We start from the raw sequence: 22,516 nt of genomic DNA, 5'->3' as shown, positions 1-22,516 counted from the left end.
GGCCTTTACTTGTAGCCCTTGGCCAGCACGGCCTCGGTGTCGGCGGTGATCCGGGCGGCGACGTCCGCGGGCAGCGGCAGGCGCGGCTGGCGGCAGGCGCCGCCCTTGCGCCCGGCAAGGTCCATGGAGAGCTTGATGGACTGGACGAACTCCGGCTTGGAGTCCCAGCGCAGCAGCGGATGCAGGTCCCGGTAGATGGGCAGCGCCGCCTTGATGTCCTCCGCGGCCCCGCTGGTGGCGAGGTTGTAAAGTTCCACGGTGCTTTGCGGGATGGCGTTGGGGTAGCCGGCAATCCAGCCCACGGCCCCGGCCAGGCCCAGTTCCAGCAGGACGTCATCGGAGCCCACCAGCAGGTCCAGCTCCGGTGCCAGTTCGGCAATCTCGTAGGCGCGGCGCACGTCCCCGGTGAATTCCTTCACGGCCACGATGAGCCCCTCGCCATGGAGGCGCGCCAGCAGCGCGGGCACCAAGTCCACCTTGGTGTCGTAGGGGTTGTTGTAGGCCACCACGGGCAGGCCGGCCTTCGCCACTTCCCGGTAGTGGGCCAGGACCGCGTCGTCGTCGGCCTTGAAGGTGTTGGGCGGCAGCGCCAGCACGGACGCGGCTCCGGCATCCCGTGCCTGCTCGGCCCAGCGGCGGGATTCGTCGGCGCCGTAGGCGGCCACGCCGGGCATCACCGTGAAGCCCTCCGGGGAGGCGGCGACGGCGGTCTGAACCACCTTTGCCCGTTCCTCCGCCGTCAGGGTCTGGTACTCGCCCAGCGAGCCGTTGGGGCAGGCGCCGTCACAGCCGTTGGCAGCCAGCCAGGCCACGTGCTCCGCGTAGGCCGCGAAGTCCACGCTGCCGTCGGCATTGAACGGCAGGGCGGTGGCCACATGGATGCCGTGCCAGGGCCGGGTTCGGGTTGTCATGAGGGGCTCCTTTGCGTTGGAAGGACGGTTGTCGGCCTCCCCGGCACGGGGAGTGATGGTTCTCACACTATCAGTACAATGTCACATAATACTAGGGCCGGAGGGTGCTACCGCAGCACGAACCCCAGGCCCAGTTCGTCGTCGGCCTCCAGGGTGAACTTCCCCTCCCCCACCGGGAACGCCTGCCCCAGGACCTCCACCACCACGCCCGCCTCGGAGTGGTCCGCCACCCGGGCGGTGAAGTGGGAGTCGATGATGGAAAAGTGGTCCAGCACGTCGCCGTAGGCCAGTTCGCCGGAATCCGTCAGCGCGGCCACGCGCGCCGCCGTGCCCGAGCCGCACGGCGAGCGGTCCACCTGCCCGTCGGCAAAGACCGCCACGTTGCGCTGCGCCAGCGCCCCGCGCAGCTCCAGCCCGCTGTCCGGGCCCACCGGTTCGTGGAAGATGGTGCCGTAAATGCCATCCAGCCGGGTGTCGGAGGGGTGGTGCGCGGCGGGATGGCCGGCGAGCGCGGCCTTCACCTGCCGGCCGGCGTCGATGAGCCGGTGCAGGTTCGACGGCGTGACGTCCAGTCCCGCCGCCTGCGCCGGCAGCGCGGCGTACAGCGCCCCGCCCCACAGCACATCCACGCGCAGCCGGCCAAAGTCGGGGGTCTTCACCTCCACGTCCCGGTCCACCACGTAGGACGGGACGTTGCGGAAGGTGACCCCCGTGACCCGCCCGGCCGCCACGCCCACCCGGGCGGTGACCCGCCCGGAGGGGACGTCGATGACCACGTCGGTGTCGCCGTCGTCCGCGGCGCGCACCCGGCCGCTGCGCACGGCCCATGCGCCCAAGGCGATGGTCCCGTGCCCGCAGGCCGTGGAGAAGCCGTCCTTGTGCCAGAACAGCACGCCAAAGTGGGCGCCGGCGTCGTTCGGCGGGACGATGAAGCCGCCGTACATGTCGGCATGCCCGCGGGGTTCGTTGACCAGCAGGCGGCGCAGCTTGTCCGCGTCCCCCGTCATGGCGCTTTCGCGGCGTTCCAGCACGGTTTCGCCCGCGATCAGGAAGGGCGGGGCCGGCACTATCCGGAACGGCTCACCCGCCGTGTGGTAGTCCACGGTGCCAATGTCCCACGTTTCCGCCTTCATCCCGTCCCCTTTTTAGACCAGCTGGGATCCTACGACCCCAGGTATGCCTCAACAATGCGTGAATCCGCCATCAGTTCCGCGCCGGTGCCGGTCATGGTGGTGGCCCCGTTTTCAATGACGTAGCCGCGGCTGGTGATCTTCAGGGCGGCCCGCGCGTTTTGTTCCACGAGCAGCACGGTGGTGCCGTTGGCGTTGACTTCCCTGATTACGTCCATGACCTGGGCCACGATGAGCGGCGCCAGCCCCATGGACGGCTCGTCCAGCATCAGCATGCGCGGCCCGGCAATGAGCGCCCGGCCAATCGCCAGCATCTGCTGCTCGCCGCCGGACAGCGTGCCGCCCTGCTGCGTGCGCCGCTGCGCCAGCAGCGGGAGCAGTTCAAGGACGTCCTTGAGCCGCCTTTGCACGGCCGCGCGGTCCTTGACCAGGTACCCGCCCAGCTGCAGGTTTTCCAGCACGGAGAGGGTGGAGAAGATCCGCCGGCCCTCCGGGACGTGGATCAGGCCGGCGCCCACCACCTCCCACGGCTTGGCGCGGGTGATGTCCTTGCCGTCAAAGCTGATCCGCCCGGAGTGCGCCTTCACAATGGCCGACGCCGTGGACAGCGTGGTGGTCTTGCCGGCGCCGTTGTTGCCCAGCAGCGCGACGATCTCGCCCTCCTCGACCCGGACGTTGATGCCGCGCAGCGCCTGGATCTTGCCGTAGAACACTTCCACGTTCTCAAATTCGAGCATGGCCATCAGCCCCGGCCCCCTTCGCTTCCGTCGGATCCGGCCGCCTCGTTGGCGGCCGCTTCGGCGTCGTGCACGGCCGCGGCGGTCGGCGGCGGGACCGGTTCGTCGTCGGCCTTGCCGAGGTAGGCCTCGATGACGGCCGGGTTCGCCTTCACCTGATCGGGGGTCCCGTCCGCGATCTCCTTGCCAAAGTTCATCACCACCACCCGTTCGCTGACCTCCATGACCACGCCCATGTCGTGCTCAATGAGCACGACGGCGGCGCCGAGGTCCCGGATCTTGCGGCACAGTTCCAGCAGTTCCTGTTTTTCCGAGTGGTTCAGCCCGGCGCCGGGCTCGTCCAGCAGCACCAGCTTGGCCTTGCGGGCCATGGCGCGGGCCATTTCCACCTGGCGCTGCTGGCCATAGGCAAGGTTGCGCACCGGGATGCCGCGCCCGCCCTTGTAGCCCACAAAGTCCAGCCAGCGGTGCGCCTCGCGGGTGTAGGCCCGTTCGCTTTTGCGGTACCGGGGCGTGTGGAACAGGGCGTCCACAAAATTCTGCCCGCCGTACAGGTGCATGCCGCCGCGCACGTTGTCCAGCACCGTCAGGTCCGGGAACAGGCGCAGGTTCTGGAAGGTGCGGGTCACCCCGGTGGCCGCAATCACGGCCGGGCGCTTGCCGGTGATGTCCGCTCCGTCCAGCACCACCTTCCCGCCCACCGGCTTGTAAAACCCGGTGATGCAGTTGAAGGCGCTGGTCTTCCCGGCACCGTTGGGCCCGATCACCGAGACGATCTCCCCGGCGTCGGCGGAGAAGGAGAGTCCGTTGACGGCCTTCACCCCGCCAAAGGCAATCTGCAAATCGCGCACTTCCAGCAGCGGGCTCACGGGGTCCCTTCCTTTGCGGTGGCGACGGGGGCACCCGGGCCGGGGCCGGCGTCGTCCTTGACGTCCTTGGGCTGTTCAGGTTCATAGGCGCGCGACGGCCAGAAACCCTGGGGCCGGAGCACCATGACGGCCACCAGCACGACGCCGAAGATCACGTAGCGCAGGTTGCCCAGGTCCCGCAGGAATTCCGGCAGCAGGGAAATGACGACGGCGCCCACCACCACCCCGCGCGTGTTCCCCATGCCGCCGAGCACCACGGCCATCAGCACCAGGGCCGACTGCAGGAACACAAAGCTTTGCGGGGAGATGGCGGAGAGGTGGGAGGCAAACAGCACCCCGCCGATCCCGCCCCAGATGGCCCCGAAGATGTAGGCGGCCAGCTTCACCTTGTAGGTGTGGATGCCCATGGCCTCCGCGGCGTCCTCATCCTCGCGCACAAACCGCCAGGCCCGGCCCAGCCGGGACTTGCCCAGCCGGGCGGAGCCGAGGACCATCAACGCCACGACCACCACGCAGAAGTAGTAGAAGGGGACCGGGGCGGAGAGGTCCAGGCCAAACAATTCCACACCCGGGATGCCGTAGATGCCGGACGGGCCGCCGGTGACGGACAGGTTGTTCGCCGTCAGGCGGATGATTTCGCCGAAGCCGAGGGTCACGATGGCCAGGTAGTCGCTGCGCAGGCGCAGCGTGGGCCCGCCGATGATCAGCCCGGCCAGGATGCACATCCCCACGACGGCCGGGATGGTGAAGAGGATGGGCAGTTCCCACGCCTTGGAGAGGATGCCGGCGGTGTAGGCGCCCACCGCCATGAAGGCGATGTAGCCCAGGTCCAGCAGTCCGCAGTAGCCCACCACAATGTTCAGGCCGGAGGCGAGCAGGATGAAGATCACGGCCGTGGTGCCGATGCTCATGGCGTAGTTGCTGGCCAGCACAAAGGGGAAGAGCACGGCGATGGCGAAGGCCGCCCAGCCCAGCTGCCGGCTTTCAAACAGGCGGGAGACGCGGCTGGCGGGCTTGCCGATGCGGCGCGGGGCGCGGGAGGTGTCGACGTTGTCGCTCATGGCTACACCCTCTCCGTCACGCGTTCGCCCAGCAGGCCGGTGGGCTTGAGGGTCAGGAAGGCAATGAGGACGCCAAAGGTGAAGACGTCGCGCCATTGGCCGCCCAGCCACTGGGACCCGAAGGCCTCCAGCAGGCCCAGCAGCAGGCCGCCGAGCATGGCACCCTTGATGTTGCCGATGCCGCCGATGACGGCCGCGGTGAACGCCTTCAGGCCGATGATGAAGCCCATGAGGAAGTCGATCTTGCCGTAGTAGGCCCCGGCCATGACGCCCGCCGCGCCGGCGAGCGCGGAGCCGATGAAGAACGTCCAGGTGATGACCTTGTTGACGTTGATGCCCATGAGCAGCGAGCCCTTGGTGTCCAGGGCGATGGCGCGCATGGCACGGCCCATCGAGGTGCGCTGGATGTAGGAGTTCAGCCCCACCATCAGCAGCACGGCAATGACCATGAGCACGATCTGCGGGACGGAGATGCGGGCGCCGAGCACGGTGAAGCTGTCCCCCTCCAGCCGAACCGGGAAAACCTTGGGGTTGGGGCCGGCCACGGCGCTGACGCCGTATTCCAGGGTGAATGACGCGCCGACGGCGGTGATCAGCACGGCGAGCCGGGGCGAGTTCCGCAGCGGCCGGTACGCCAGGTATTCAATGCCGACGCCGATCCCGCCGGTCACGAGCATGCACAGCAGCAGCACGATCAGCAGTGCCGTGATGGACATGGACGCCGGGATCACCCCGACGGAGCTCAGCATGGCGAAGCCGACAAACGCGCCGAGCATGTAGATGTCGCCGTGGGCGAAGTTCAGGAGCTTGATGATGCCGTAGACCATGGAATAGCCCAGGGCAATGAGTGCGTAAAAGGAACCGACGAAGAGGCCGTTCCAGATGAGTTGGGTCATGCGTGACCTGCCTAAAGCCGTGCAAGCGGTGTTCGGGACGGGAGGTGCCAGGCAGGCGGGCCCGGGAGGCCGCGCCCGCCTGCCTGGCCTGGGCTAGCTCAGGGCATCCTTGAGGACAAACTTCCCGCCCTGGATGACCAGGATCTGGAAGCCGCCGCTGCTCAGCGTGTGCTCCGGGGTGAACTTCAGCGGGCCGGAGAAGATCTTGAAGCCGTTGATGGCCTCCAGCGACTTGTTGACCGCTGCGCCGTCGGTCCCCTTGGCCTGGGTGATGGCCTCGGCCGCCACGCGCACGGCGTCGTAGGACTGGGTGGAGTAGGGGCCCGGGGCCGTGCCGAACTTCTTCGTGTAGTCGGAGATCCAGGTCTCGGCGCCCTTGATGGTGTCGGGGGTCTGGGTCATCGTGGCGAACACTCCCTCGGCATTGGCCGCGCCGGCAATCTTCACCAGGGACGGGTCAACGCTGCCGTCCGCCACCATGATCTTGCCCTTGTAGCCGGCGGACTTGAGCTGGTTGATGATCAGCCCGCCTTCCTGGTAGTAGCCGGTCCAGTAGAGCATGTCCGGGTTGGCGCCCATGATGTCATGCACGGCCGAGGAGTAGTCGCTTTCGCCGGCCGTCACGGACGTGGCCAGGGCCACCTTCACGGTGCCGTCCGCCTGCAGGTCCTTCTTGGTCTCGGTGGCAATGTCCTTGGAGTAGCTGGTGTTGTCGTCCATCAGGGCAACGCTCTTCACGCCGTCCTTGGCCATGAACTTGACGGCAGCGGCTGCCTGTTGCGTGCCGGTGCCGTTGATCATGAACACATTGGGCAGTTTCTGGTTGACCAGGTCCTGGGAGTTGGCGGCCGGGATGATCATGGGGATGTTGGCCTTGGCAAAGATCGGCAGCGTGGGCAAGGTGGCGCCGGAGCAGTAGCCGCCCACGGAGACCACGGCCCCGTTGGACACTGCCTTGTTGGCCGCGGCGGCCGCCTGGGTGGGATCGCAGGCGCCGTCTTCCAGGTCAAGGGACAGCTGGCGTCCCAGCACACCTCCCTTGGCGTTGATCTCATCGACCGCCATCTGCATGCCGTTCTTCATGTACACGCCCGTGGGTGCGCTGGAACCGGACATCGGAATGACGGCGGCCAGCTTGATCGGGCCTGAATCGGCCGATTTGCCGCCCCCGCCGCTGAGAATTCCGCTGCATCCGCTGGTGGCCAGCATGGCCACGGCCACGGCCCCGACGGCAACTGCCCTGGGAAGTCGAAGTTTCATTGCCTGCATCTCCTTTGACGTGACAACATGCCGAATACGGGCCAGCTGTGCGCACGCCGGCTTCGGGAATTGTTAGCTGAATCACACTGCACAAGTGAGTAAAATATGACATGCTACGGCCCGCGTGTCAACGGTTTTAATGCCCGCCCGGACAATCGAGACACGAGCGAGACATTCCCTCCTGCGCCGCGCTGCATGCGGCCCTGCCGGCGCGCCGGAACCGGGCATGGGTAGTTCTCCCCATCGACGCCGCCGCACGGGCCGGGTAGCTTTATCGAGGGCCGCCGAGGACGGGGATCCTCCGGACGGAACGGCCCCAGCAGGAACAAAGAGCCACCACTTCCGCGCATCAACCGCGGACTTGGATGAAAGGCCCGGCGCACACCCCCCCGCGCCGGGTCGGTCCTGTTTTAAGGCTAAAAAAAATTTGGGGCATAAAATGCCGTCCATGGCCCAAGACATGATGGACGCGGCGTATTTCCGGCACACCGGCGGCAGCGACGTGATTGAATTTGGCCCGCTGCCTGTGCCGCAGCTGCCGGACCATGCCGTGCTGGTCCGCGTGGCGGCCACCGCCGTGAACCACGTGGACACCTTTGTGCGCAGCGGCGGCTACGCCACCGCACTGTCCTTTCCGCAGGCGATCGGGCGCGACGCCACCGGCACCGTGGAGCGCGTGGGCGCCGCGGTTGATGCCCCCTTCCGGCCCGGAGACCCGGTGTGGTCCAACTCGCTGGGATTCGGCGGCAGGAGCGGCGCCGGTGCGGCGTTCACAGTGGTGCCCGCGGACCGGCTGTACCCGCTTCCGGCCGGCGTGGATCCGGTGGAGGCGGCAGCCGTCCTGCATGCCGGGGCCACGGCCTGGCTGGCGCTGCACCGCCACGCCGGCGTGCAGCCGGGCGATACGGTGTTTGTGGGAGGCGGCACCGGGCAGGTGGGATCGGCCCTGGTGGTCCAGGCCGTCCGTGCCGGGGCCCGCGTCATCACCTCCTCAAGCGCGGACGACGCCGGCCACTGCCGCAGCCTGGGCGCCACGGCCACGCTGGACTACCGTTCCCCCGCACTCATGGACGAACTGGCGGCGGCGGCCCGTTCAGTGTCCGGCGGCCGTGGCCTGGATGTCCACATTGAAACGTCGGGCCGGCACCAGCTGGAGGCCGCTGTGGAGATGCTGGCGCTGCGCGGGCGGATCATTGCCTTGTCCGGCATGGCCGCCACCAACGCGCTGCCGCTGGGCAGGCTCTACACGCGCGACGGCAGCGTCCACGGATTTGCCATCAGCAACGCCACCGTCGGGGAACTCGCCGACGCTGCCCGCGCCGTCAACGAACTGCTGGCCGACGGCAGCCTGCGTGCCCGCCACATCACCCGGCTGCCCCTGAGCGGCGCCGCCGGCGCCCACGCTGCCATGGAAGCCGGCACGGCCCGCGGGAAACTGGTGCTCATTCCCTGAGGCAGGGGATCCCGAAATGGACTGTTGGGCCCGACAGGCCCGGACCACCGGTCCATCCTCCCCAACCGCCGGCGGCCGGCTGCAGCTAGCGCCGGCCGCGCTTTTGGGCCCGGGCCTTGCCGCCGGGCCGGCCGCCCCCGCGAAGGTTGGGACGGCCACCCTTGCCCTCACCCTTGCCCTCGCCCTTGCCGGCGCCGCCCTTGCCGCCGGCTGCCTTGGCGCCCTTCTTGGGCGCGGCGTCCTGCCTGGCCTGCACGGACGGCTGGCGTGAACTGTTGGCGCTGCGGCCGCGCACCACGCCGATGAATTCCTCGATGACGGCGTCAAAGCCGTCCGCCAGCGGCACATCGGAATGCAGCCAGGCCAGGCCGATCCCCGATTCCGGCACGCCCGTCACCACCCGGGCCCGCAGCGCCGTCCGGTTGAAGTGGCGGGCCACGGACATTGGCAGGATCAGGATGCCCAGGCCCGACTCGACGAGGTCCAGGGCGTCCTCGACGGAGGCCATGGGCGGCAGGGGCTTGCGGGTTCCGGCCCGGATTTCGCTGGAGATCCCGCGCCAGGCCGGGAAATCGTCGGGGTCGGCCAGCAGGTATTCGTCAGCCAGTTCCGCGACGTCGATTTCCTCAAACGCCGCGATCGGGTGGTCCTTGGGCGCCACCACCACGGACAGCTCCGTATAGAGCGGTATGACGTTCAGCCCGGCCTTGTCCACCGGCAGGCGCACAAACGCCATGTCCGCGGTGCCGGCCCGGACGGCGTCGAGCTGGCCGGATTCGGGCACCGGCCGGGACACCAACGCCACGTCCGGCATGCGTTCGTTCCAGCGGTGGATCCACTTTCCGGGAGTCACGCCAGGCACAAAGGTCACTGTAAGTTCACGGGGTTCCGGCACCTGTTCACCCTAACCCACTGCGGTGCCGGGCGGCGGCGGCCGGTACCCTTGATCCATGACCATTGAACCGTCGCCCCAGGCCATGAAGTCCGCCACCGCGGCCAGGAAGCTGGGCATCCACCTGCCTGCCGCACCTGCGGAATTCCAAGAGAACGCAATCAGCCGGGAGGAATTCAAGGTTTTGCAGGAGAATCCGCCGGCGTGGCTGGTGGAACTGCGCCGCAGCGGCCCGCACCCGCGCCAGGTGGTGGCCCAGAAGCTGAACATCTCCATTGGCGGCCTGAACCGCTCCGACATCACCGAGCCGCTGACGACGGCGGAAATCACCGCCCTGCTGAAGGCTCCCCCCGCCTGGCTGGTGGAGGAACGCGCCGTGTTCGCCAAGGCCCGGGCCGAGGCCAAGCTGGCCAAGGAACGCGAGGCGGCCCGCCGCCCGAAGAGCTGAGCCCGGACAACCGGCGGCGTGCCAAAGCGACCGGGGCGTGTGAAATTTCACCCGCCCCGGATAGCATGGCACGCCGCCGGCGTTTAAGGTCAGGGGTTGTAGACCTTGCTGCTGCGGCTGAGCACCCGGCCCTTGAAGAACTCCGGGTGCCGCCGGTACATGAAGAACATCAGCACCGCCCCCAGCGCGATCACGCCGCAGCCGAGGATGAACACCAGGCCCAGCCCGCCAATGTTGGAGCCGGAACCGTAGGACGGGTCCATGGAGTCGTAGGCGGTCTTGACGAACATGACCAACAGGATCACCCCGCCCACCAGCGGCGCCAGGAACTTGCACAGGAAGTTCCGCACCCCGCGGATGGCTTCGGCGCGGAAGTACCACACGCAGGCCAGGGCCGTGATGCCGTAGTAGAAGCAGATCATCATGCCCAGTGCGGTGATGGTGTCCCAAAGCGCGTTCTCGGAGAGCGTACGGGTGACGACATAGAATCCCGCAGCGGCAATGGCCGCCGCAACCGTGGCATAGCCGGGAGACTTGTGCGTGGGGCTGATCCGGCCAAAACCCTTCGGCAGGGCACGGTAGTGGCCCATGGCCAACAGTGTCCTGGCCGGGGAAACAAACGTGGACTGCAGCGACGCCGCTGACGAGCTGAGGATCGCCAGGGACATCAGGATGGCAAACGGACCCATGACCGGGCCGGCCAGCACGGCAAAGATGCTGCCTTGGTTGGCCGGGTTGCCGGCGCCCAGTCCAGTTGTTCCAATGCCGGCGAAGGACAGCGTGGCGAGCGAGACCACCATGTAGATCAGCACGATGACCACGACCGTGACCGTGGCCGCCCGGCCCGGGGTCTTTTCCGGGTTCCTCGTCTCCTCGTTCATGGTCAGCGTGACATCCCAGCCCCAGAAAATGAAGATGGACAGCGAGACCCCTGCCGCGAATGCGGAGAAGGAACCCACGGCGAAGGGGTTGAACCAGTCGGCCGAGATCTCCGTCGCGTCGAAGGCCGTTCCGTTGGCCACGTGTGCAAAGGCCGCAACGGCAAACCAGCCCAGCACCAGGAGCTGGAAGGCCACCAGGATGTACTGGAAGGCCTTGGTGGTTTCCATGCCGCGGTAGGAAATCCAACATGCCCCGGCAATGAATACCAGCGTGGTGGCGATGTTCAGCGGCAGCACGCGGGTCAGCTCCGCCAAGGATGGGTTGGCGAAGATCTGTGCGAGCATCAGGTAGAAAAAGTCCACCGCCACCGCCGCCAGATTGGACAGGACGATGATCGTGGCCGCGATCAGGCCCCACCCGCCCATCCAGCCCAGCCACGGACCAAAAGCCCGTGTGGCCCATGTGAAGGAGGTGCCGGCGTCGGGCATGGCATTGTTCAGCTCGCGGTAGCCAAGCGCCACCAGCAGCATCGGGATGAAGCCGACCAGGAATATCGCCGGCAGGTGGACGCCGACCTCTGACACCGTGGGGCCCAGGGCGGCCGTGAGCGTGTAGGCCGGGGCAATGCAGGAAATGCCGATCACGACGGCACCGATCAGGCCCACCGAGCCGGCCTTCAGGCCCTTTTCACTCAGGCCCTTTTCACTCAGGCCCAATTCGCCCGGGCCGCCGGCAGGCTTCGTAACAGCGTCTTGGGTGGTCATGATGCCATCCCCCCGCCGCGGGTGCAGGCAATTACGTAATGCATAAGGTCCTCCTGGACGTCATTGTCACTGGACATTCAACTGTTGTCGGGGGCCGGTCGAAGGGCCGGTTATGCCAGTTCGTCGACCAGCTTCTTGGCCGTGAACCGGCCCATGCGGACGGCACCATCCACATGCTGGTAGCCCTCGGCCGCCAGGTCGGAGCAGGACCAGTGGATGGGGCCCACCGGCGTCAGCTGGTCCGGGCCGTAGCGGTGGAGGCCACCAAGGTCGTAGCTGGCAGCGTAGGCGCCGCGGGTCCATTCCTCGGTGCCCCAGTCGGACTCGTAGTACACCACGGGCTCGGCGCCGGCGTCTCCGAGGAACTCGGCCAGCGCTGCCGTGACTTCCTTCCGTCGTTGTTCTGGCGGGAGGGTGAACGCGTAGTCGGCTTTTTCGTCGGAGATGAACCCCACGAGGGTGCCGCGTGCATCGCCATGGTTGGTGTTGTCGTACACCTCCTGGACCAGTGAGGAAGCGCTGAAACCGGTGCCGGAGAGCCCATCCTCGCGCCAGAAGGGGGTCTCATAGACGGCATGGACCTTGATGACGAAACCCAGGGACTGGTGCTGGTGCATCTGGTGCTGGCGGCGCGGCAGCGGCGGCTCGAACGAGACGCGGCTGTACAGGTTCGGCGGGACGGCCATGACCACGCGCCGGGCGGTGACGGTGGCGTTGTCGCTGACCACGGTGGCGAGGTATCCGCCGTCGGCCTCCTCCCAGCGGACGCTGCGCACCGGGGAATTGAGGATGACGTCGCCACCCAGCTTCGCGGCGATGGCCTGGGAAACGCCCTGCATGCCGCCCACCACGCGTTTGTCAAGGATGAAGTTGTCGTCCACCAGGTTCGTGAAGGATCCTGCCGAGGCGGCCATGAACACGGCCTGCAGGGCCGAGAACGCATGGGCGGGCTTGGTGAGCATGCCGCCGGCGATGAACAGGCCGATGTTGTTGCAGGCCTCCTCGTCGCCTGACTGGGTGCGCAGCCAGTGGTGGAAGGAGATGGTGTCCAGCTCGCGGGCCTGGGGGTGGTCCCACGGCGCGGCCGGGTCCATGGCGGCGGCGAGCGCGTCCAGGGTGTCGATGAGCGTGGTCATCTCCGCCTCGGTTCCCGCCGCGACCGGGAACATCCCGCCGGTGTAGCGGGTGCGCGTGCCGTCCGGGGCTATGTAGACGCTGTCGCCGTCGCGGTAGCGGGAGTAGGTGTCCAGGCCCAGTTCTTCAAGGAGCCCGATGAGCGCCGTCTGGTCCGGGGAAACCCACTGGCCGCCAATTTCCAGCCAGGCGCCGTCGATGGTGTTCGACCACGTGCGTCCCCCCACGCGGTCCCGCGCCTCGAGGACGGCCACTGTCAGGCCGGCCTTTTTCAGCTCATGGGCCGCTGTCAGGCCGGACGGGCCCGCTCCAATGATGGCAACGTCCCGATCAATGATGTTTGTTGTGGCCATGTTTCCCTCTCCCGTGAGCCGCGGCTACCCGCGTCACTAAATGAATGACGTTCATTTCCATTAGACTGTAACCGACGTCACCCGGCAAGGTAAAGGGGTGGCCGGGAAATGTTTGCGCCAACCGGTGCATGGGCATCGAGGGGGAGCGTGTTGTGACGGACAGTGCATTGGCAGGCCGCGGGCCGGCGGGGACGGGTGCCGGTGCCAAGCCGGCACGCCGCAGGGCAGGGCGCCCACCGCACGCGCTCCTGGGCCAGGGGCAAATCACCCGGGCGGCGCTGAAGCTGGTGGCCCGCGACGGTTACAAGGCCCTCACCATGGCAGGACTGGCCAGGGCGCTGAACGTGGCGCCGTCGGCCCTGTACAACCATGTTGCCTCCAAGCAGGATGTGTTGCTGCTGGTTGAAGATGCCCTCATGGGCCGCGTGGACGTGTCTGCCTTTGCCGGGCGGCCCTGGGGCGAGGCCGTCAGGCTCTGGGCCCACTCGTACCGGCAGGTCTTTTCAGCGCACCTTCCCCTTATCCCCGTCATTGCGCTGCTGCCCGTGACCAATGCGCCGCAGACCATCAGGATGTACGAGGCCGTGACGGAGGGATTCCTGCGGGCCGGCTGGCCGCCGGAAGGGATTGTCAACGCGATTGTGGCGCTTGAATCCTTCATCTTCGGCTCCGCCTACGACGCCAACGCACCCGCGGACATTTTTGCCACCGGCGAACTGGCCGACCGCGCGCCCCGCTTCAGCGACGCCGTCGCCCGCCGCCGGAATCCGGAAGGGCTCAACGACGCCGACGCCGCCTTCGCGCTGGGCCTGGACGCCCTTGTGGCCGGGCTGGCGGCGTGCCAAAGCGACCGGGGCGTGTGAAATTTCACCCGCCCCGGACAGCTTGGCACGCCGCCGGCGTCCCGGGGCCGCGACTAGCCAGGCCGGGCCCAAATCCCTAGGCTGAACTTGCACGCCTTACCGGCACGACCACAGGGAGAACACCATGGGTTTCAGCATCAGCAACGCCGCACTCCGCCTGGTGTCGGGCGCGTTCATCCTCAATTCCGGCCTGGGCAAGCTCAGCCTCTCGCCCGAGCACGCCGCCGGGCTGCAGGCCTCCGCCGCCCGCGTGATCCCGCAGGCGGCCACCCTGGAACCTGAACAGTTTGGCCGCTACCTGAGCTTCGCGGAGATCGGCATCGGCACCACGCTCCTGCTGCCGTTCGTCCCCTCCCGCCTGGCCGGCCTGGTGCTGGCCGCCTTCTCCACCGGCCTTTTCGCCAATTACCTCAAGTCTCCCGGCTTGACCGAGGCCGACGGCATCCGCCCCACGCCCGCGGGCGTCGCACTGTCCAAGGACATCTGGCTGGTGGGGATTGCGACGGCGTTGGTCTTCCACCGCCGCCGGCGCTAAAACGCGCACTGGCCACCCCGGCGGTTCAATGCCATCCTTGGCATAGGCCGCCCAGGGTCTCATCCAATGCGTCGCGCGGCCGCGTCTTGGAGGAGAGCCATGGAACCACGTGAAAAACCGTCGGGCCGCACCGCCACGTTTGACGCGCTGCGCCGCACCGTGGACGGCGCCCTGTTCGAGCCGGGCGAACCCGGCTACGGCGAACTCGCCACCCCGTGGAACCTTGCCGTGCAGACCAGCCCGGCCGCGGTCCTGGAAGCCGCCACCCCCGCCGATGTGGTCCGGGCAGTCCGCTTCGCCGCCGCCAACGGGCTCCCGGTTGCGGTCCAGGCCACCGGCCACGGCATCGCCAGCGACCTCGACGGCGCCCTGCTCATCCACACCCGCCGGCTGGACGGGTGCACCGTCAGCGCGGAGGGCTGGGCCCGCACCGGGGCCGGCGTCACCTGGAAAACCGTTCTCGCGGCCTGCGCGGAGCACGGCCTCGCCGGGCTGTGCGGCTCGGCGCCCGGCGTCAGCGTGGCCGGGTACACCAGTGGCGGGGGGATCGGCCCCATGGCACGGACGTTCGGCGCCGCCTCCGACCGGGTGCGCGCGTTCGACGTCGTCACCGGCGACGGCCGCCTGCGCCAAGTCACCGCGGAAACCGAGCCGGACCTTTTCTGGGGCCTGCGCGGCGGAAAATCCTCCCTGGGCATCATCACCGCCACCGAATTCGATCTCCTGCCCCTGCCCGTCATATACGCCGGCGCACTGTTCTTCGGCGCGGAATCGGTCGCTGCGGCAACGCTCGCCTGGTCGGACTGGTGCCCCACCCTGCCACCCGGGGCCACCACGTCCCTTGCGCTCATGCAGCTGCCGCCCATGCCAGGGGTCCCCGAGGTGCTGGCCGGCAAGTTCACCGCGGCGGTCCGCTATGTTTACGTCGGCAACCCGGACGACGGCGCCCGCTGGCTTGCGCCGATGCGCGCGGTGGGCGCGCCCCTCATCGATGCGGTGCGGGCAATGCCCTATTCCATGATCGGGCTGGTGCACTCGGACCCCGAGGACGCGCTGCCCGCGACCGAGGCGTCCTGCCTGTTGGCGGACTTTTCACCGGCGGCCGCCCAAACCCTGCTGGAGGCGGTGGGCCCGGGCACCAACTCCCCGCAGCTGCTCGTGGAAATCCGGCAGTTTGGCGGGGCCCTGTCCGAGGAGCCCCAGATCGCCAGTGCCCTGTGCCACCGGGGCGCCGCCTTTGGCCTGTACAGCGTGGGCGTCGCAGCCCCGCCGGAGCTGCCGGCCATCGCGGGCCACGCAGCGGGCATGAACGCCTCGATGGGCCGGTGGCACTTCGGGGCCAGCCTGCCGAACTTTTCGGCCTCAGGCGGTACGGCGGGGTTTGCCGACAGCTACACGCCCGAGGTGTTCGAACGGCTGACCCGGCTCCCCCGCCACTACGACCCCGATGCCCTGTTCCGGCTGGGCCAGGTGCCAGCGCGGTAAACTCGCACCAGGTACGCCCGGCGCCTCCGCCGGCACCATTGTCCCCAGGAGCGCCCGCTGTCCACGCCATCCACCCCGCCCCACGGGCCCGCACAACGTCCGGGCGGCGGCCGGCCCACGCCGGCCGCCGCCCGCCTGCTGGCCCGGGGCGGGGTGGTGGTCCACAAGGGACGGCTGGCGCTGCCCAACACGACCCTGACTCAGGAACAGGCCACGGTGGCGGACCTGCTGGCCGTCCGCGCCGCCCTGGACACCCACGGAATCCCCTACCTGCTGGTCCGGGGGAACGGGCAGGTTCCGGTGCTCGCCGTCGACAACGCCTTCCGCGGGGCCCTGCAGGACGCCCTGGTCCGGCACTTCGCCGATGAGCCGTTTTATGCGCGCAGCAAGGGCACGGTGAAATCTACCCTCCTGGTGGCGGATGGCGAGCTTTACGGCGACGGCAGGGCCCGGATCCTGCGCCTGTTCCGGCCGCGGCTGGAACCCGCGGGCGGGCTGTATTTCGGTGCGTCCGCCGGCGTCCAGCTGGAGCTGTGGACGTTCGGAAAGGGACAACTCAAGCTCCCCCGGGAGAACTCCCTGACCCGGCGGGTGGTCCGGACCGGGGACGTCCGGCGGGGCACGGTGGAGCTCCACGGCAAGTCCTGGCCCACCATCGAGGACATGTTTGCCAGCCACGCCTTTGACGTGCCCTTCCCGGTGGACATGGTCTTCAGCTGGGTGGACGGCAGCTCGGCGGAATATCAGTCGGCGCGGCGCGCGCAGGAGGCCGGTGCCGTGCTGGGTGAGGGCGACGCCCACGAAGCACGCTTCCGGCACGTCGACGAACTCAAATATGCGCTGCGCTCCATATACATGTTTGCGCCCTGGATCCGCACCATCCACATTGCCACGGACTCCCCCGCCCCTGCCTGGCTGGCCAGCCACCACCCCAGGGTCCGGCTGGTGCCCAGTGCCGAGCACTTTGCGGACCCGTCGGTGCTGCCCACCCACAATTCCATGGCCGTGGAATCCCAGCTGCACAACATCAAGGGACTTTCCGAATACTTCCTATATTCCAATGACGACATGTTTTTTGGCCGCCCCGTGGGCCCGGAGATGTTCTTCACCCCGGGCGGCATCACCCGGTTCATGCTCTCCCCGAACAGGATCGGGCTGGGCGGGAGCAGCGTTGAACGCAGCGGCTTTGAGAATTCCGCCAGGGTCAACAGGAAACTGCTGCGGGAGCGGTTTGGCCGGGTGGCCACGCGGCACCTGGAACATTCGGCGGCCCCGTTCCGCAAGTCGGTGATGGCGGAACTGGAGGCTGCCTTCCCCGAGGAATTTTCAGCCACGGCCGCCAGCCGCTTCCGCGCGGCGGGGAACGTTTCGGTGACCAATTCGCTGTACCACTACTACGCCCTGCTGACCGGCCGGGCCGTCATGCACGCCGATGGCAAAGGCAAGTACGTCGACACCACCACCCGCAAGGGCCTGGATTCCCTGGACCGGATCCTGGCGAAGCGCAACGCGGACTTCCTGTGCCTGAACGACGGCAGTTTTCCCGAGGTGGGCGAGGCAGAACGCCGGGCACGGCTCACCGACTTCCTGGAAAGGTATTTCCCGCTCAAGGCCCCTTGGGAAAGGTAGCCGCGCCTGCCTTCGAGGATGGCCACCGAGGAACAGTGGAGGGCCCGCAGTGGCCCCTGCGGGCACCGCTGGCCGGAAACTGACAGGCCCGGCTTCCGGTGGCCGGGACCGTCCACCGGAAGCCGGGCCCTGAGACCCTTGCCAGTTTTTCCAATGGCCCCTAGTTCAGGTAGCCGTTCGGGTTGAGGACGTACTTCGTGGCGGCGCCGGCGTCGAACTCGGCGTAGCCGCGCGGTGCGTCGGCCAGCGGGATGGCCTTGGCGTTGACGTTCTTGGCAATGTGCACCTTGTCATGCAGGATCGCCATCATCAGCCCGTGGTTGTACTTCATGACCGGGCACTGGCCCGTGGTGAACGCCAGCGACTTTGCCCAGCCGGTTCCCAGGCTCAGGGACAACGAGCCCTTCTTGGCGGCCTCGTCGATGCCTCCCGGGTCGCCCGTGACGTACAGTCCCGGGATGCCCAGGGACCCGCCGGCGGCGGTGATGTCCATGAGGTCGTTCAGCACCGTGGCGGGCGCCTCGTGCTTGGCGTCCGAACCGTGCCCCTTGGCCTCGAAGCCGACGGCGTCCACGGCGCAGTCCACCTCGGGCACGCCCAGGATCTGCTCGATCTGCTCCCCGGGCCCGCCCTTGCTCAGGTCGACCGTCTCGCAGCCGAAGGAGCGCGCCTGGGCTAGGCGGCCCTCGTTCATGTCACCGACGATCACGACGGCGGCACCGAGCAGGTGCGCGGACGTCGCCGCGGCGAGGCCCACGGGCCCGGCACCGGCAACGTACACCGTGGAGCCGACGCCGACGCCGGCCGTGAACGCGCCGTGGTAGCCGGTGGGGAAGATGTCCGAGAGCATGGTCAGGTCCATGATCTTCTCCAGCGCCGCATCCCGGTCCGGGAACTTCAGCAGGTTCCAGTCCGCGTACGGCACCAGGACGTATTCGGCCTGGCCGCCCACCCAGCCGCCCATGTCCACGTAGCCGTACGCGCTCCCGGGCCGGTCCGGGTTGACGTTGAGGCAGATGCCGGTCTTGCGCTCCTTGCAGTTGCGGCAGCGTCCGCAGGAGATGTTGAACGGCACCGAACAGATGTCGCCCACCTTGATGAATTCGACGTCGGGCCCCACCTCGACCACTTCGCCGGTGATTTCGTGGCCCAGGACCAGGTCGGTCGGGGCGGTGGTGCGGCCGCGGACCATGTGCTGGTCGGAGCCGCAGATGTTGGTGGCAACGGTCTTGAGGATCACGCCGTGGGGCACCTTGCGCCCCACGTTCGCCGGGTTCACGCCCGGCCCGTCCTTCAGTTCAAACGTGGGGTAGTCGATGTCAATGACTTCGACCTTCCCCGGTCCCTTGTAGGCAACGGCCTTGTTTCCTGACATGGATTGCTTCCTTCCTCGCACTTCGGGGAGCCGAGTGTGACAGCCCGATACAACAAGAACGCCCCGGCGCGCGCCACATCGATCCGTGGCAGCTTCGTCACCGATCTCGGGGTGCGCGAATTTCACTGGAAATTCCGGGGTTAAGGACAGCCTAGCCCGGCGGGAAGGAATATGTAAGGGGCAGTCCGGCCGCTTTCCGGAGGCGGGGCGGGGGCGCTTAAAGCACCGGCGGCAGGCCCTTCACATAGGCCGCCTGGCCGCCGTGCTGGACGCAGTCGTCCACGATGCTGATGAGGCGCACGCCGAGCGTGACGGCGGGATTCCAGCGCTTGTCCACCACCCGGTCGAGGTCGGCGTCGGAGAGTCCGCGGACGTAGTCCAGGCTCTGCGCCAGGACGGCCTGGTGGTATTCGCGCAGCAGGTCCGTGGATTCCACCCGCACCTTGTCCACCTGCGCCGCGGAGTGGCCGTAGCCGGTGTCCTTGGGATCCAGCGCGAAGCCAAAGCGCGCCGCGTATCCCCCGGACTGCCAGACGGAGGCGATGCCGGCAACGTCGGCGATTTGTTCGTCCTGGCCGCGGGAGAGGTGCCACACCAGCCAGGCGACGGAGTTGCCCGCGCCGCCGGGGCGCCAGTTGATCCGGGCAAGGTCCATCCCGTCCAGGACGCCGCCCACAATGTCGCCGATCCGGCCAAACGCATCCACCAACAAGTCAGTTGTCTTCATGGCTGCCATGCTTGCACCGCACGCCGGGCCTGTCGAGGGGCCCGGCCGGCGCCGGCAAGCCCGGGCGGCGGGCTACGTCAGGATGAGCACGTCCAGGGTCCGGGGCCCGTGCACCCCTTCCACACGTTCAAGCTCGATGTCGCTCGTGGCGCTGGGCCCGCTGATCCAGGTCTGCGGCGCCGTGGCCTCCAGGCGGGCCATGGCCTCCGGAAGCACCTCCACGATGTCGGCGGCCCGGAGCACGCACACGTGCCGGTCCGGGACCAGGGAGATGATCCGGCGGCCCTGCGAGGGGCCGCCGTCCAGCATGATGGTCCCCGTCTCGGAGACGGCCACGGCGGCGCCGGTGACCACGGCGTCGACGGCGTCCAGCGCGGCCACCGTCAGGGGCCGCTCCGGCGAGTCGACCGCCACGGCCAAGGTCCCGGCGTCGCCCGTCCCGGTCCGGGGCAGTGCGGAAAGCAGCTGCGGGTCCAGCCCGTGCGGCACCACGATCGAGGCGCACCCGGCCAGGAGTTCGGCCAGCCTGGCCGGCGCCCCCGCGGCGGGGACCACAAATACGTTGGCCTTGTAGTCCTCCAGCCGGTCCACGAGCTGCCCGAGCCGCTGTTCGGCCGTCTTGTCCGTCTCCCGGCGGTAGTTGCGCGGGATCTGCGGGACGGCCGGGGAATCACGCAGGGCGGACTTGATGCGGTCCAGGATCTCTTCGCGGGCGCTCATGGCCGGCCTCCTTCACTTATTGTGCCTTCACCAGTTGTACCGGGTGCGGCGGCGTTGGGCGCGCCATGCTCCTTGGCCCACCACTGGCGGAAGGACTGGCTGGGCGGGGCGGGGATGTCCCGGGACTGCGTCCATTTTCCGCCGATGCCGGGCAGCTTTTTAATGACTTTCGCGCGCCCTGCGGCAAGCCTGCCGGCGGGCAGGCCCTTTTCCAGCAAGTTCAGGCGGGACCCTGCGGAGAACGCCCATTCGGCGCCCTTCATCAGCAGGTCCGTCTGGGTCGGGACCTTGGCCTTGGCGCGCTTGGAGTCGACGTCCTCGCCGCGCAGGTGCACCAGGATTTCCGGGATGTTGATCTTCACCGGGCAGGCGTCAAAGCACGCGCCGCACAGCGAGGAGGCATAGGGCAGCGAGTTGTTTTCCTCGCTCTTGATGCCAGTCATGAGCGGCGAGAGGATGGCGCCGATGGGGCCCGGGTAGGTGGAGCCGTAGGCGTGGCCGCCGGTGCGCTCGTACACGGGGCACACGTTCATGCAGGCCGAGCAGCGGATGCAGTTCAGCGCCGTGCGGCCCATCTCGTCGGCGAGCGCGGCGGTTCGGCCGTTGTCCAGCAGCACCAGGTGCACGTTTTGCGGGCCGTCGCCGGGGGTGGTGCCGGTCCACAGCGAGGTGTACGGGTTCATCCGTTCGCCGGTGGAGGAGCGCGGCAGCAGCTGCATGAACACCTCCAGGTCGCTCCACGACGGCAGCAGCTTTTCGATGCCCATGACGGTGATGAGGGTTTCCGGCAGGGTCAGGCACATGCGGCCGTTGCCTTCGGATTCGACCACTGCCAGCGTGCCGGTGTCCGCCAGGCCAAAGTTGGCGCCGGAAACGGCCACCTTGGCCGAGAGGAACTTTTTGCGCAGGTGGCGGCGGGCGGTCTCGGCCAGGCGGGCGGGCTCGTTGCCCAGGGCCGGGTCCACGTCTTCCATTTCGCGCAGGAAGATCTCGCGGATCTGGCTGCGGTTCTTGTGGATGGCCGGCACCAGGATGTGGCTGGGCTTGTCGTGGTCCAGCTGGACGATCAGCTCGGCCAGGTCCGTTTCAAGGGCGGAGATGCCCTGCCCTTCAAGGTATTCGTTCAGCCCGATCTCCTGGGTGGCCATGGACTTGACCTTGACCACCTCGGTTTCGCCGGTTTCACGAATGAGGGCGGTGGCAATCTCATTCGCTTCCTGCGCGTCCCGGGCCCAGTGGATGGTTCCGCCGCGGGCCGTGAAGTTCGCCTCGAACTGCTCCAAAAGCGCCGGCAGCTGCGCCATGGTGGCGTTCTTGATGGCGCTGCCGGCGTCGCGCATGTCCTCCCAGTCAGGCAGTTCGGCCACCACTTTCAGGCGCTTGTCCCTGATGGTGTGTGTGGCGTGGCCCAGGTTGGCGCGCAGCTGCGCGTTGCCCAGCTCGCGGTGCGCGGCCTGCGGGAACGGCTCGGTGGCATTCAGGTTGCCGCGGCCAAAGACGGGCAGCGTGGGCATGCCCAGGAAGGTGTTGCTCATCGCCGGGCCCCTGCCAACTGGACGTTCCCGGCGGCCGTCACCGGGTTTTCAAGCGTGCTGGCCAGGATTTCGGCAAAGTGCAGCGTCCCCACCTCGCTGCCCTGGCGGGAGAGCCCGCCGCCAATGTGCATCAGGCAGCTGGCGTCGCCCCCGGTGCACAGCTCGGCGCCGGTGCCGCAGATGTTCGCCGCCTTGTCCTCCATCATGGCGCTGGAGACATCGGCGTTCTTGAGTGAAAACGTGCCGCCAAAGCCGCAGCACGCATCCGCCTCGGGCAGTTCCACCAGCTCGATGCCGCCCACGGTAGCCAGCAGGTTCAGCTGCCGGTCGCCCAGGTGCAGGAGGCGCATGCCATGGCAGCTGGGGTGGTAGGTGACCTTGTGCGGGAAGTGCGAGCCCAGCTGGCCCGCGGCGTCCGTGACACCCAGGACGTCGGTGAGCAGTTGGGAGAGCTCATAGGTCCTTGCGCCGACGACGGCGGCCCGGGCTTCCAGCGCGCCGTCGCCGCAGCGCCGGGCCACCAGCTGGTGCTGGTGCTTGACGCTGGCCACGCAGGAGCCGGACGGCGCCACCGCGACGTCGTAGTCGTCGGTGTCAAAGGCCTTGACGTGGTTGGCCACCACGGGGAGGGCCTCGGCGAAGTAGCCGGAGTTCACGTGCATCTGCCCGCAGCAGGCCTGCCCGGGCGGGAACACCACCTCGTGCCCCAGCCGCTCCAGGATGCTGACCGTGGCGCGCGCCGTGCGCGGGTACATGGCATCGACGATGCATGTGGCGAAGAGCGCAATTCTCATGGGACCATCCTTCGGCGTGAACGACTAAAACGTGTGGTCTGACCATACGTGATGACGGGCCTG

21 protein-coding genes are annotated in these 22,516 nt (G+C 68.1%); 6 read left to right on the top strand and 15 right to left on the bottom strand.

All coding sequences use genetic code 11. The annotated features are described in order from the left end of the window. Positions 1–5: 5 nt before the first annotated feature. From G6035_RS06615 to G6035_RS06585, 7 genes are all read right to left on the bottom strand, one after another. Positions 6–911 carry a dihydrodipicolinate synthase family protein gene (locus G6035_RS06615; protein ID WP_176616287.1) on the bottom strand — a complete coding sequence of 302 codons (906 nt, stop codon included), beginning with the start codon at positions 909–911 and terminating at the stop codon, positions 6–8. Between the two features lie 107 nt (positions 912–1,018). Beyond that, the gene (locus G6035_RS06610; RefSeq protein ID WP_176616286.1) at positions 1,019–2,044 is read right to left on the bottom strand and encodes a proline racemase family protein; all 1,026 of its coding nucleotides are present in this window, start codon (positions 2,042–2,044) and stop codon (positions 1,019–1,021) included. A 29-nt stretch (positions 2,045–2,073) separates the two neighbouring features. Continuing rightward, the gene (locus tag G6035_RS06605; protein WP_371130894.1) at positions 2,074–2,778 is read right to left on the bottom strand and encodes an ABC transporter ATP-binding protein; all 705 of its coding nucleotides are present in this window, start codon (positions 2,776–2,778) and stop codon (positions 2,074–2,076) included. A gap of 5 nt (positions 2,779–2,783) precedes the next feature. After that, positions 2,784–3,647: an ABC transporter ATP-binding protein gene (locus G6035_RS06600; protein ID WP_371130890.1), complete on the bottom strand. Its 864-nt coding sequence runs from the start codon at positions 3,645–3,647 to the stop codon at positions 2,784–2,786. After that, on the bottom strand, positions 3,644–4,708 hold the full coding sequence (locus tag G6035_RS06595) for a branched-chain amino acid ABC transporter permease (RefSeq protein ID WP_176616284.1): 1,065 nt from the start codon (positions 4,706–4,708) through the stop codon (positions 3,644–3,646). Before G6035_RS06595 ends, G6035_RS06600 begins: the two co-directional genes overlap by 4 nt. A gap of 2 nt (positions 4,709–4,710) precedes the next feature. Further along, complete coding sequence (locus G6035_RS06590) at positions 4,711–5,604, bottom strand: branched-chain amino acid ABC transporter permease (RefSeq protein ID WP_176616283.1); 894 nt, start codon at positions 5,602–5,604, stop codon at positions 4,711–4,713. Between the two features lie 93 nt (positions 5,605–5,697). Further along, positions 5,698–6,864, bottom strand: coding sequence for a branched-chain amino acid ABC transporter substrate-binding protein (locus tag G6035_RS06585; protein ID WP_176616282.1), 1,167 nt, complete (start codon positions 6,862–6,864; stop codon positions 5,698–5,700). 448 nt (positions 6,865–7,312) lie between these two features. Between G6035_RS06585 and G6035_RS06580 the strand changes: the two genes are divergently transcribed. After that, positions 7,313–8,317 (top strand): NADPH:quinone reductase, encoded by a 1,005-nt coding sequence (locus tag G6035_RS06580; RefSeq protein WP_218063010.1) that lies wholly within the window; start codon positions 7,313–7,315, stop codon positions 8,315–8,317. An 85-nt stretch (positions 8,318–8,402) separates the two neighbouring features. Here G6035_RS06580 and G6035_RS06575 read toward each other — a convergent pair whose 3' ends face one another. Beyond that, positions 8,403–9,179, bottom strand: a complete 777-nt coding sequence (locus G6035_RS06575) for a LysR family transcriptional regulator substrate-binding protein (protein WP_371130888.1) — start codon at positions 9,177–9,179, stop codon at positions 8,403–8,405. A 115-nt stretch (positions 9,180–9,294) separates the two neighbouring features. On the opposite strand from G6035_RS06575, the gene G6035_RS06570 reads away from it, so the two are divergent. Beyond that, on the top strand, positions 9,295–9,657 hold the full coding sequence (locus G6035_RS06570; RefSeq protein ID WP_176616332.1) for a DUF5997 family protein: 363 nt from the start codon (positions 9,295–9,297) through the stop codon (positions 9,655–9,657). 89 nt (positions 9,658–9,746) lie between these two features. Here the strand turns inward: G6035_RS06570 and G6035_RS06565 are convergent, their stop codons facing one another. Together G6035_RS06565 and G6035_RS06560 are read right to left on the bottom strand one after the other, a co-directional pair. Then, a complete protein-coding gene (locus G6035_RS06565) occupies positions 9,747–11,303 on the bottom strand; it encodes an APC family permease (RefSeq protein WP_176616281.1) in 1,557 nt (518 codons plus the stop codon). 110 nt (positions 11,304–11,413) lie between these two features. Then, positions 11,414–12,790 (bottom strand): NAD(P)/FAD-dependent oxidoreductase, encoded by a 1,377-nt coding sequence (locus G6035_RS06560; protein ID WP_176616280.1) that lies wholly within the window; start codon positions 12,788–12,790, stop codon positions 11,414–11,416. A 152-nt stretch (positions 12,791–12,942) separates the two neighbouring features. On the opposite strand from G6035_RS06560, the gene G6035_RS06555 reads away from it, so the two are divergent. The 4 genes from G6035_RS06555 (at position 12,943) to G6035_RS06540 (ending at position 17,302) form a co-directional block, all read left to right on the top strand. Further along, positions 12,943–13,653 carry a TetR/AcrR family transcriptional regulator gene (locus tag G6035_RS06555; RefSeq protein WP_371130887.1) on the top strand — a complete coding sequence of 237 codons (711 nt, stop codon included), beginning with the start codon at positions 12,943–12,945 and terminating at the stop codon, positions 13,651–13,653. A gap of 124 nt (positions 13,654–13,777) precedes the next feature. Then, positions 13,778–14,188 carry a DoxX family membrane protein gene (locus G6035_RS06550; protein WP_176616278.1) on the top strand — a complete coding sequence of 137 codons (411 nt, stop codon included), beginning with the start codon at positions 13,778–13,780 and terminating at the stop codon, positions 14,186–14,188. A 99-nt stretch (positions 14,189–14,287) separates the two neighbouring features. After that, on the top strand, positions 14,288–15,673 hold the full coding sequence (locus G6035_RS06545; RefSeq protein WP_176616277.1) for an FAD-binding oxidoreductase: 1,386 nt from the start codon (positions 14,288–14,290) through the stop codon (positions 15,671–15,673). Between the two features lie 135 nt (positions 15,674–15,808). Then, on the top strand, positions 15,809–17,302 hold the full coding sequence (locus tag G6035_RS06540; RefSeq protein ID WP_256127798.1) for a stealth conserved region 3 domain-containing protein: 1,494 nt from the start codon (positions 15,809–15,811) through the stop codon (positions 17,300–17,302). 160 nt (positions 17,303–17,462) lie between these two features. Here G6035_RS06540 and fdhA read toward each other — a convergent pair whose 3' ends face one another. The 5 genes from fdhA to G6035_RS06515 all read right to left on the bottom strand — a co-directional run bounded on the left by fdhA (position 17,463) and on the right by G6035_RS06515 (position 22,453). Next, on the bottom strand, positions 17,463–18,677 hold the full coding sequence (gene fdhA / locus G6035_RS06535) for a formaldehyde dehydrogenase, glutathione-independent (protein ID WP_176616275.1): 1,215 nt from the start codon (positions 18,675–18,677) through the stop codon (positions 17,463–17,465). Positions 18,678–18,894: 217 nt separating this feature from the next. Continuing rightward, complete coding sequence (locus G6035_RS06530) at positions 18,895–19,404, bottom strand: DinB family protein (RefSeq protein WP_176616274.1); 510 nt, start codon at positions 19,402–19,404, stop codon at positions 18,895–18,897. A gap of 72 nt (positions 19,405–19,476) precedes the next feature. Next, positions 19,477–20,124, bottom strand: a complete 648-nt coding sequence (locus tag G6035_RS06525) for a lactate utilization protein C (protein WP_176616273.1) — start codon at positions 20,122–20,124, stop codon at positions 19,477–19,479. Continuing rightward, positions 20,121–21,659 carry a LutB/LldF family L-lactate oxidation iron-sulfur protein gene (locus G6035_RS06520; protein ID WP_176616272.1) on the bottom strand — a complete coding sequence of 513 codons (1,539 nt, stop codon included), beginning with the start codon at positions 21,657–21,659 and terminating at the stop codon, positions 20,121–20,123. Before G6035_RS06520 ends, G6035_RS06525 begins: the two co-directional genes overlap by 4 nt. Further along, positions 21,656–22,453, bottom strand: a complete 798-nt coding sequence (locus G6035_RS06515; RefSeq protein WP_176616271.1) for a (Fe-S)-binding protein — start codon at positions 22,451–22,453, stop codon at positions 21,656–21,658. The genes G6035_RS06520 and G6035_RS06515 overlap by 4 nt, the downstream gene beginning before the upstream one ends. Positions 22,454–22,516 lie beyond the last annotated feature (63 nt).

The sequence above is a fragment of the Arthrobacter sp. SDTb3-6 genome, assembly GCF_013376095.1.
In the GTDB taxonomy this organism is placed as follows: Bacteria; Actinomycetota; Actinomycetes; order Actinomycetales; family Micrococcaceae; genus Specibacter.
The sequence above is the reverse complement of the archived record's forward strand: the minus strand, read 5'-3'. Positions and strand labels throughout refer to the sequence as shown.

Bases quoted from the DNA above. Each gene is read 5' to 3' on its own strand.
- G6035_RS06595 (WP_176616284.1), bottom strand. From the start codon at position 4,708: ATGAGCGACAACGTCGACACCTCCCGCGCCCCGCGCCGCATCGGCAAG.
- G6035_RS06615 (WP_176616287.1), bottom strand. From the start codon at position 911: ATGACAACCCGAACCCGGCCCTGGCACGGCATCCATGTGGCCACCGCC.
- G6035_RS06580 (WP_218063010.1), top strand. From the start codon at position 7,313: ATGGCCCAAGACATGATGGACGCGGCGTATTTCCGGCACACCGGCGGC.
- G6035_RS06515 (WP_176616271.1), bottom strand. From the start codon at position 22,453: ATGAGAATTGCGCTCTTCGCCACATGCATCGTCGATGCCATGTACCCG.
- G6035_RS06570 (WP_176616332.1), top strand. From the start codon at position 9,295: ATGAAGTCCGCCACCGCGGCCAGGAAGCTGGGCATCCACCTGCCTGCC.
- G6035_RS06530 (WP_176616274.1), bottom strand. From the start codon at position 19,404: ATGAAGACAACTGACTTGTTGGTGGATGCGTTTGGCCGGATCGGCGAC.
- G6035_RS06520 (WP_176616272.1), bottom strand. From the start codon at position 21,659: ATGAGCAACACCTTCCTGGGCATGCCCACGCTGCCCGTCTTTGGCCGC.
- fdhA (WP_176616275.1), bottom strand. From the start codon at position 18,677: ATGTCAGGAAACAAGGCCGTTGCCTACAAGGGACCGGGGAAGGTCGAA.
- G6035_RS06545 (WP_176616277.1), top strand. From the start codon at position 14,288: ATGGAACCACGTGAAAAACCGTCGGGCCGCACCGCCACGTTTGACGCG.
- G6035_RS06565 (WP_176616281.1), bottom strand. From the start codon at position 11,303: ATGACCACCCAAGACGCTGTTACGAAGCCTGCCGGCGGCCCGGGCGAA.
- G6035_RS06550 (WP_176616278.1), top strand. From the start codon at position 13,778: ATGGGTTTCAGCATCAGCAACGCCGCACTCCGCCTGGTGTCGGGCGCG.
- G6035_RS06585 (WP_176616282.1), bottom strand. From the start codon at position 6,864: ATGAAACTTCGACTTCCCAGGGCAGTTGCCGTCGGGGCCGTGGCCGTG.
- G6035_RS06605 (WP_371130894.1), bottom strand. From the start codon at position 2,778: ATGCTCGAATTTGAGAACGTGGAAGTGTTCTACGGCAAGATCCAGGCG.
- G6035_RS06560 (WP_176616280.1), bottom strand. From the start codon at position 12,790: ATGGCCACAACAAACATCATTGATCGGGACGTTGCCATCATTGGAGCG.
- G6035_RS06590 (WP_176616283.1), bottom strand. From the start codon at position 5,604: ATGACCCAACTCATCTGGAACGGCCTCTTCGTCGGTTCCTTTTACGCA.
- G6035_RS06525 (WP_176616273.1), bottom strand. From the start codon at position 20,124: ATGAGCGCCCGCGAAGAGATCCTGGACCGCATCAAGTCCGCCCTGCGT.
- G6035_RS06610 (WP_176616286.1), bottom strand. From the start codon at position 2,044: ATGAAGGCGGAAACGTGGGACATTGGCACCGTGGACTACCACACGGCG.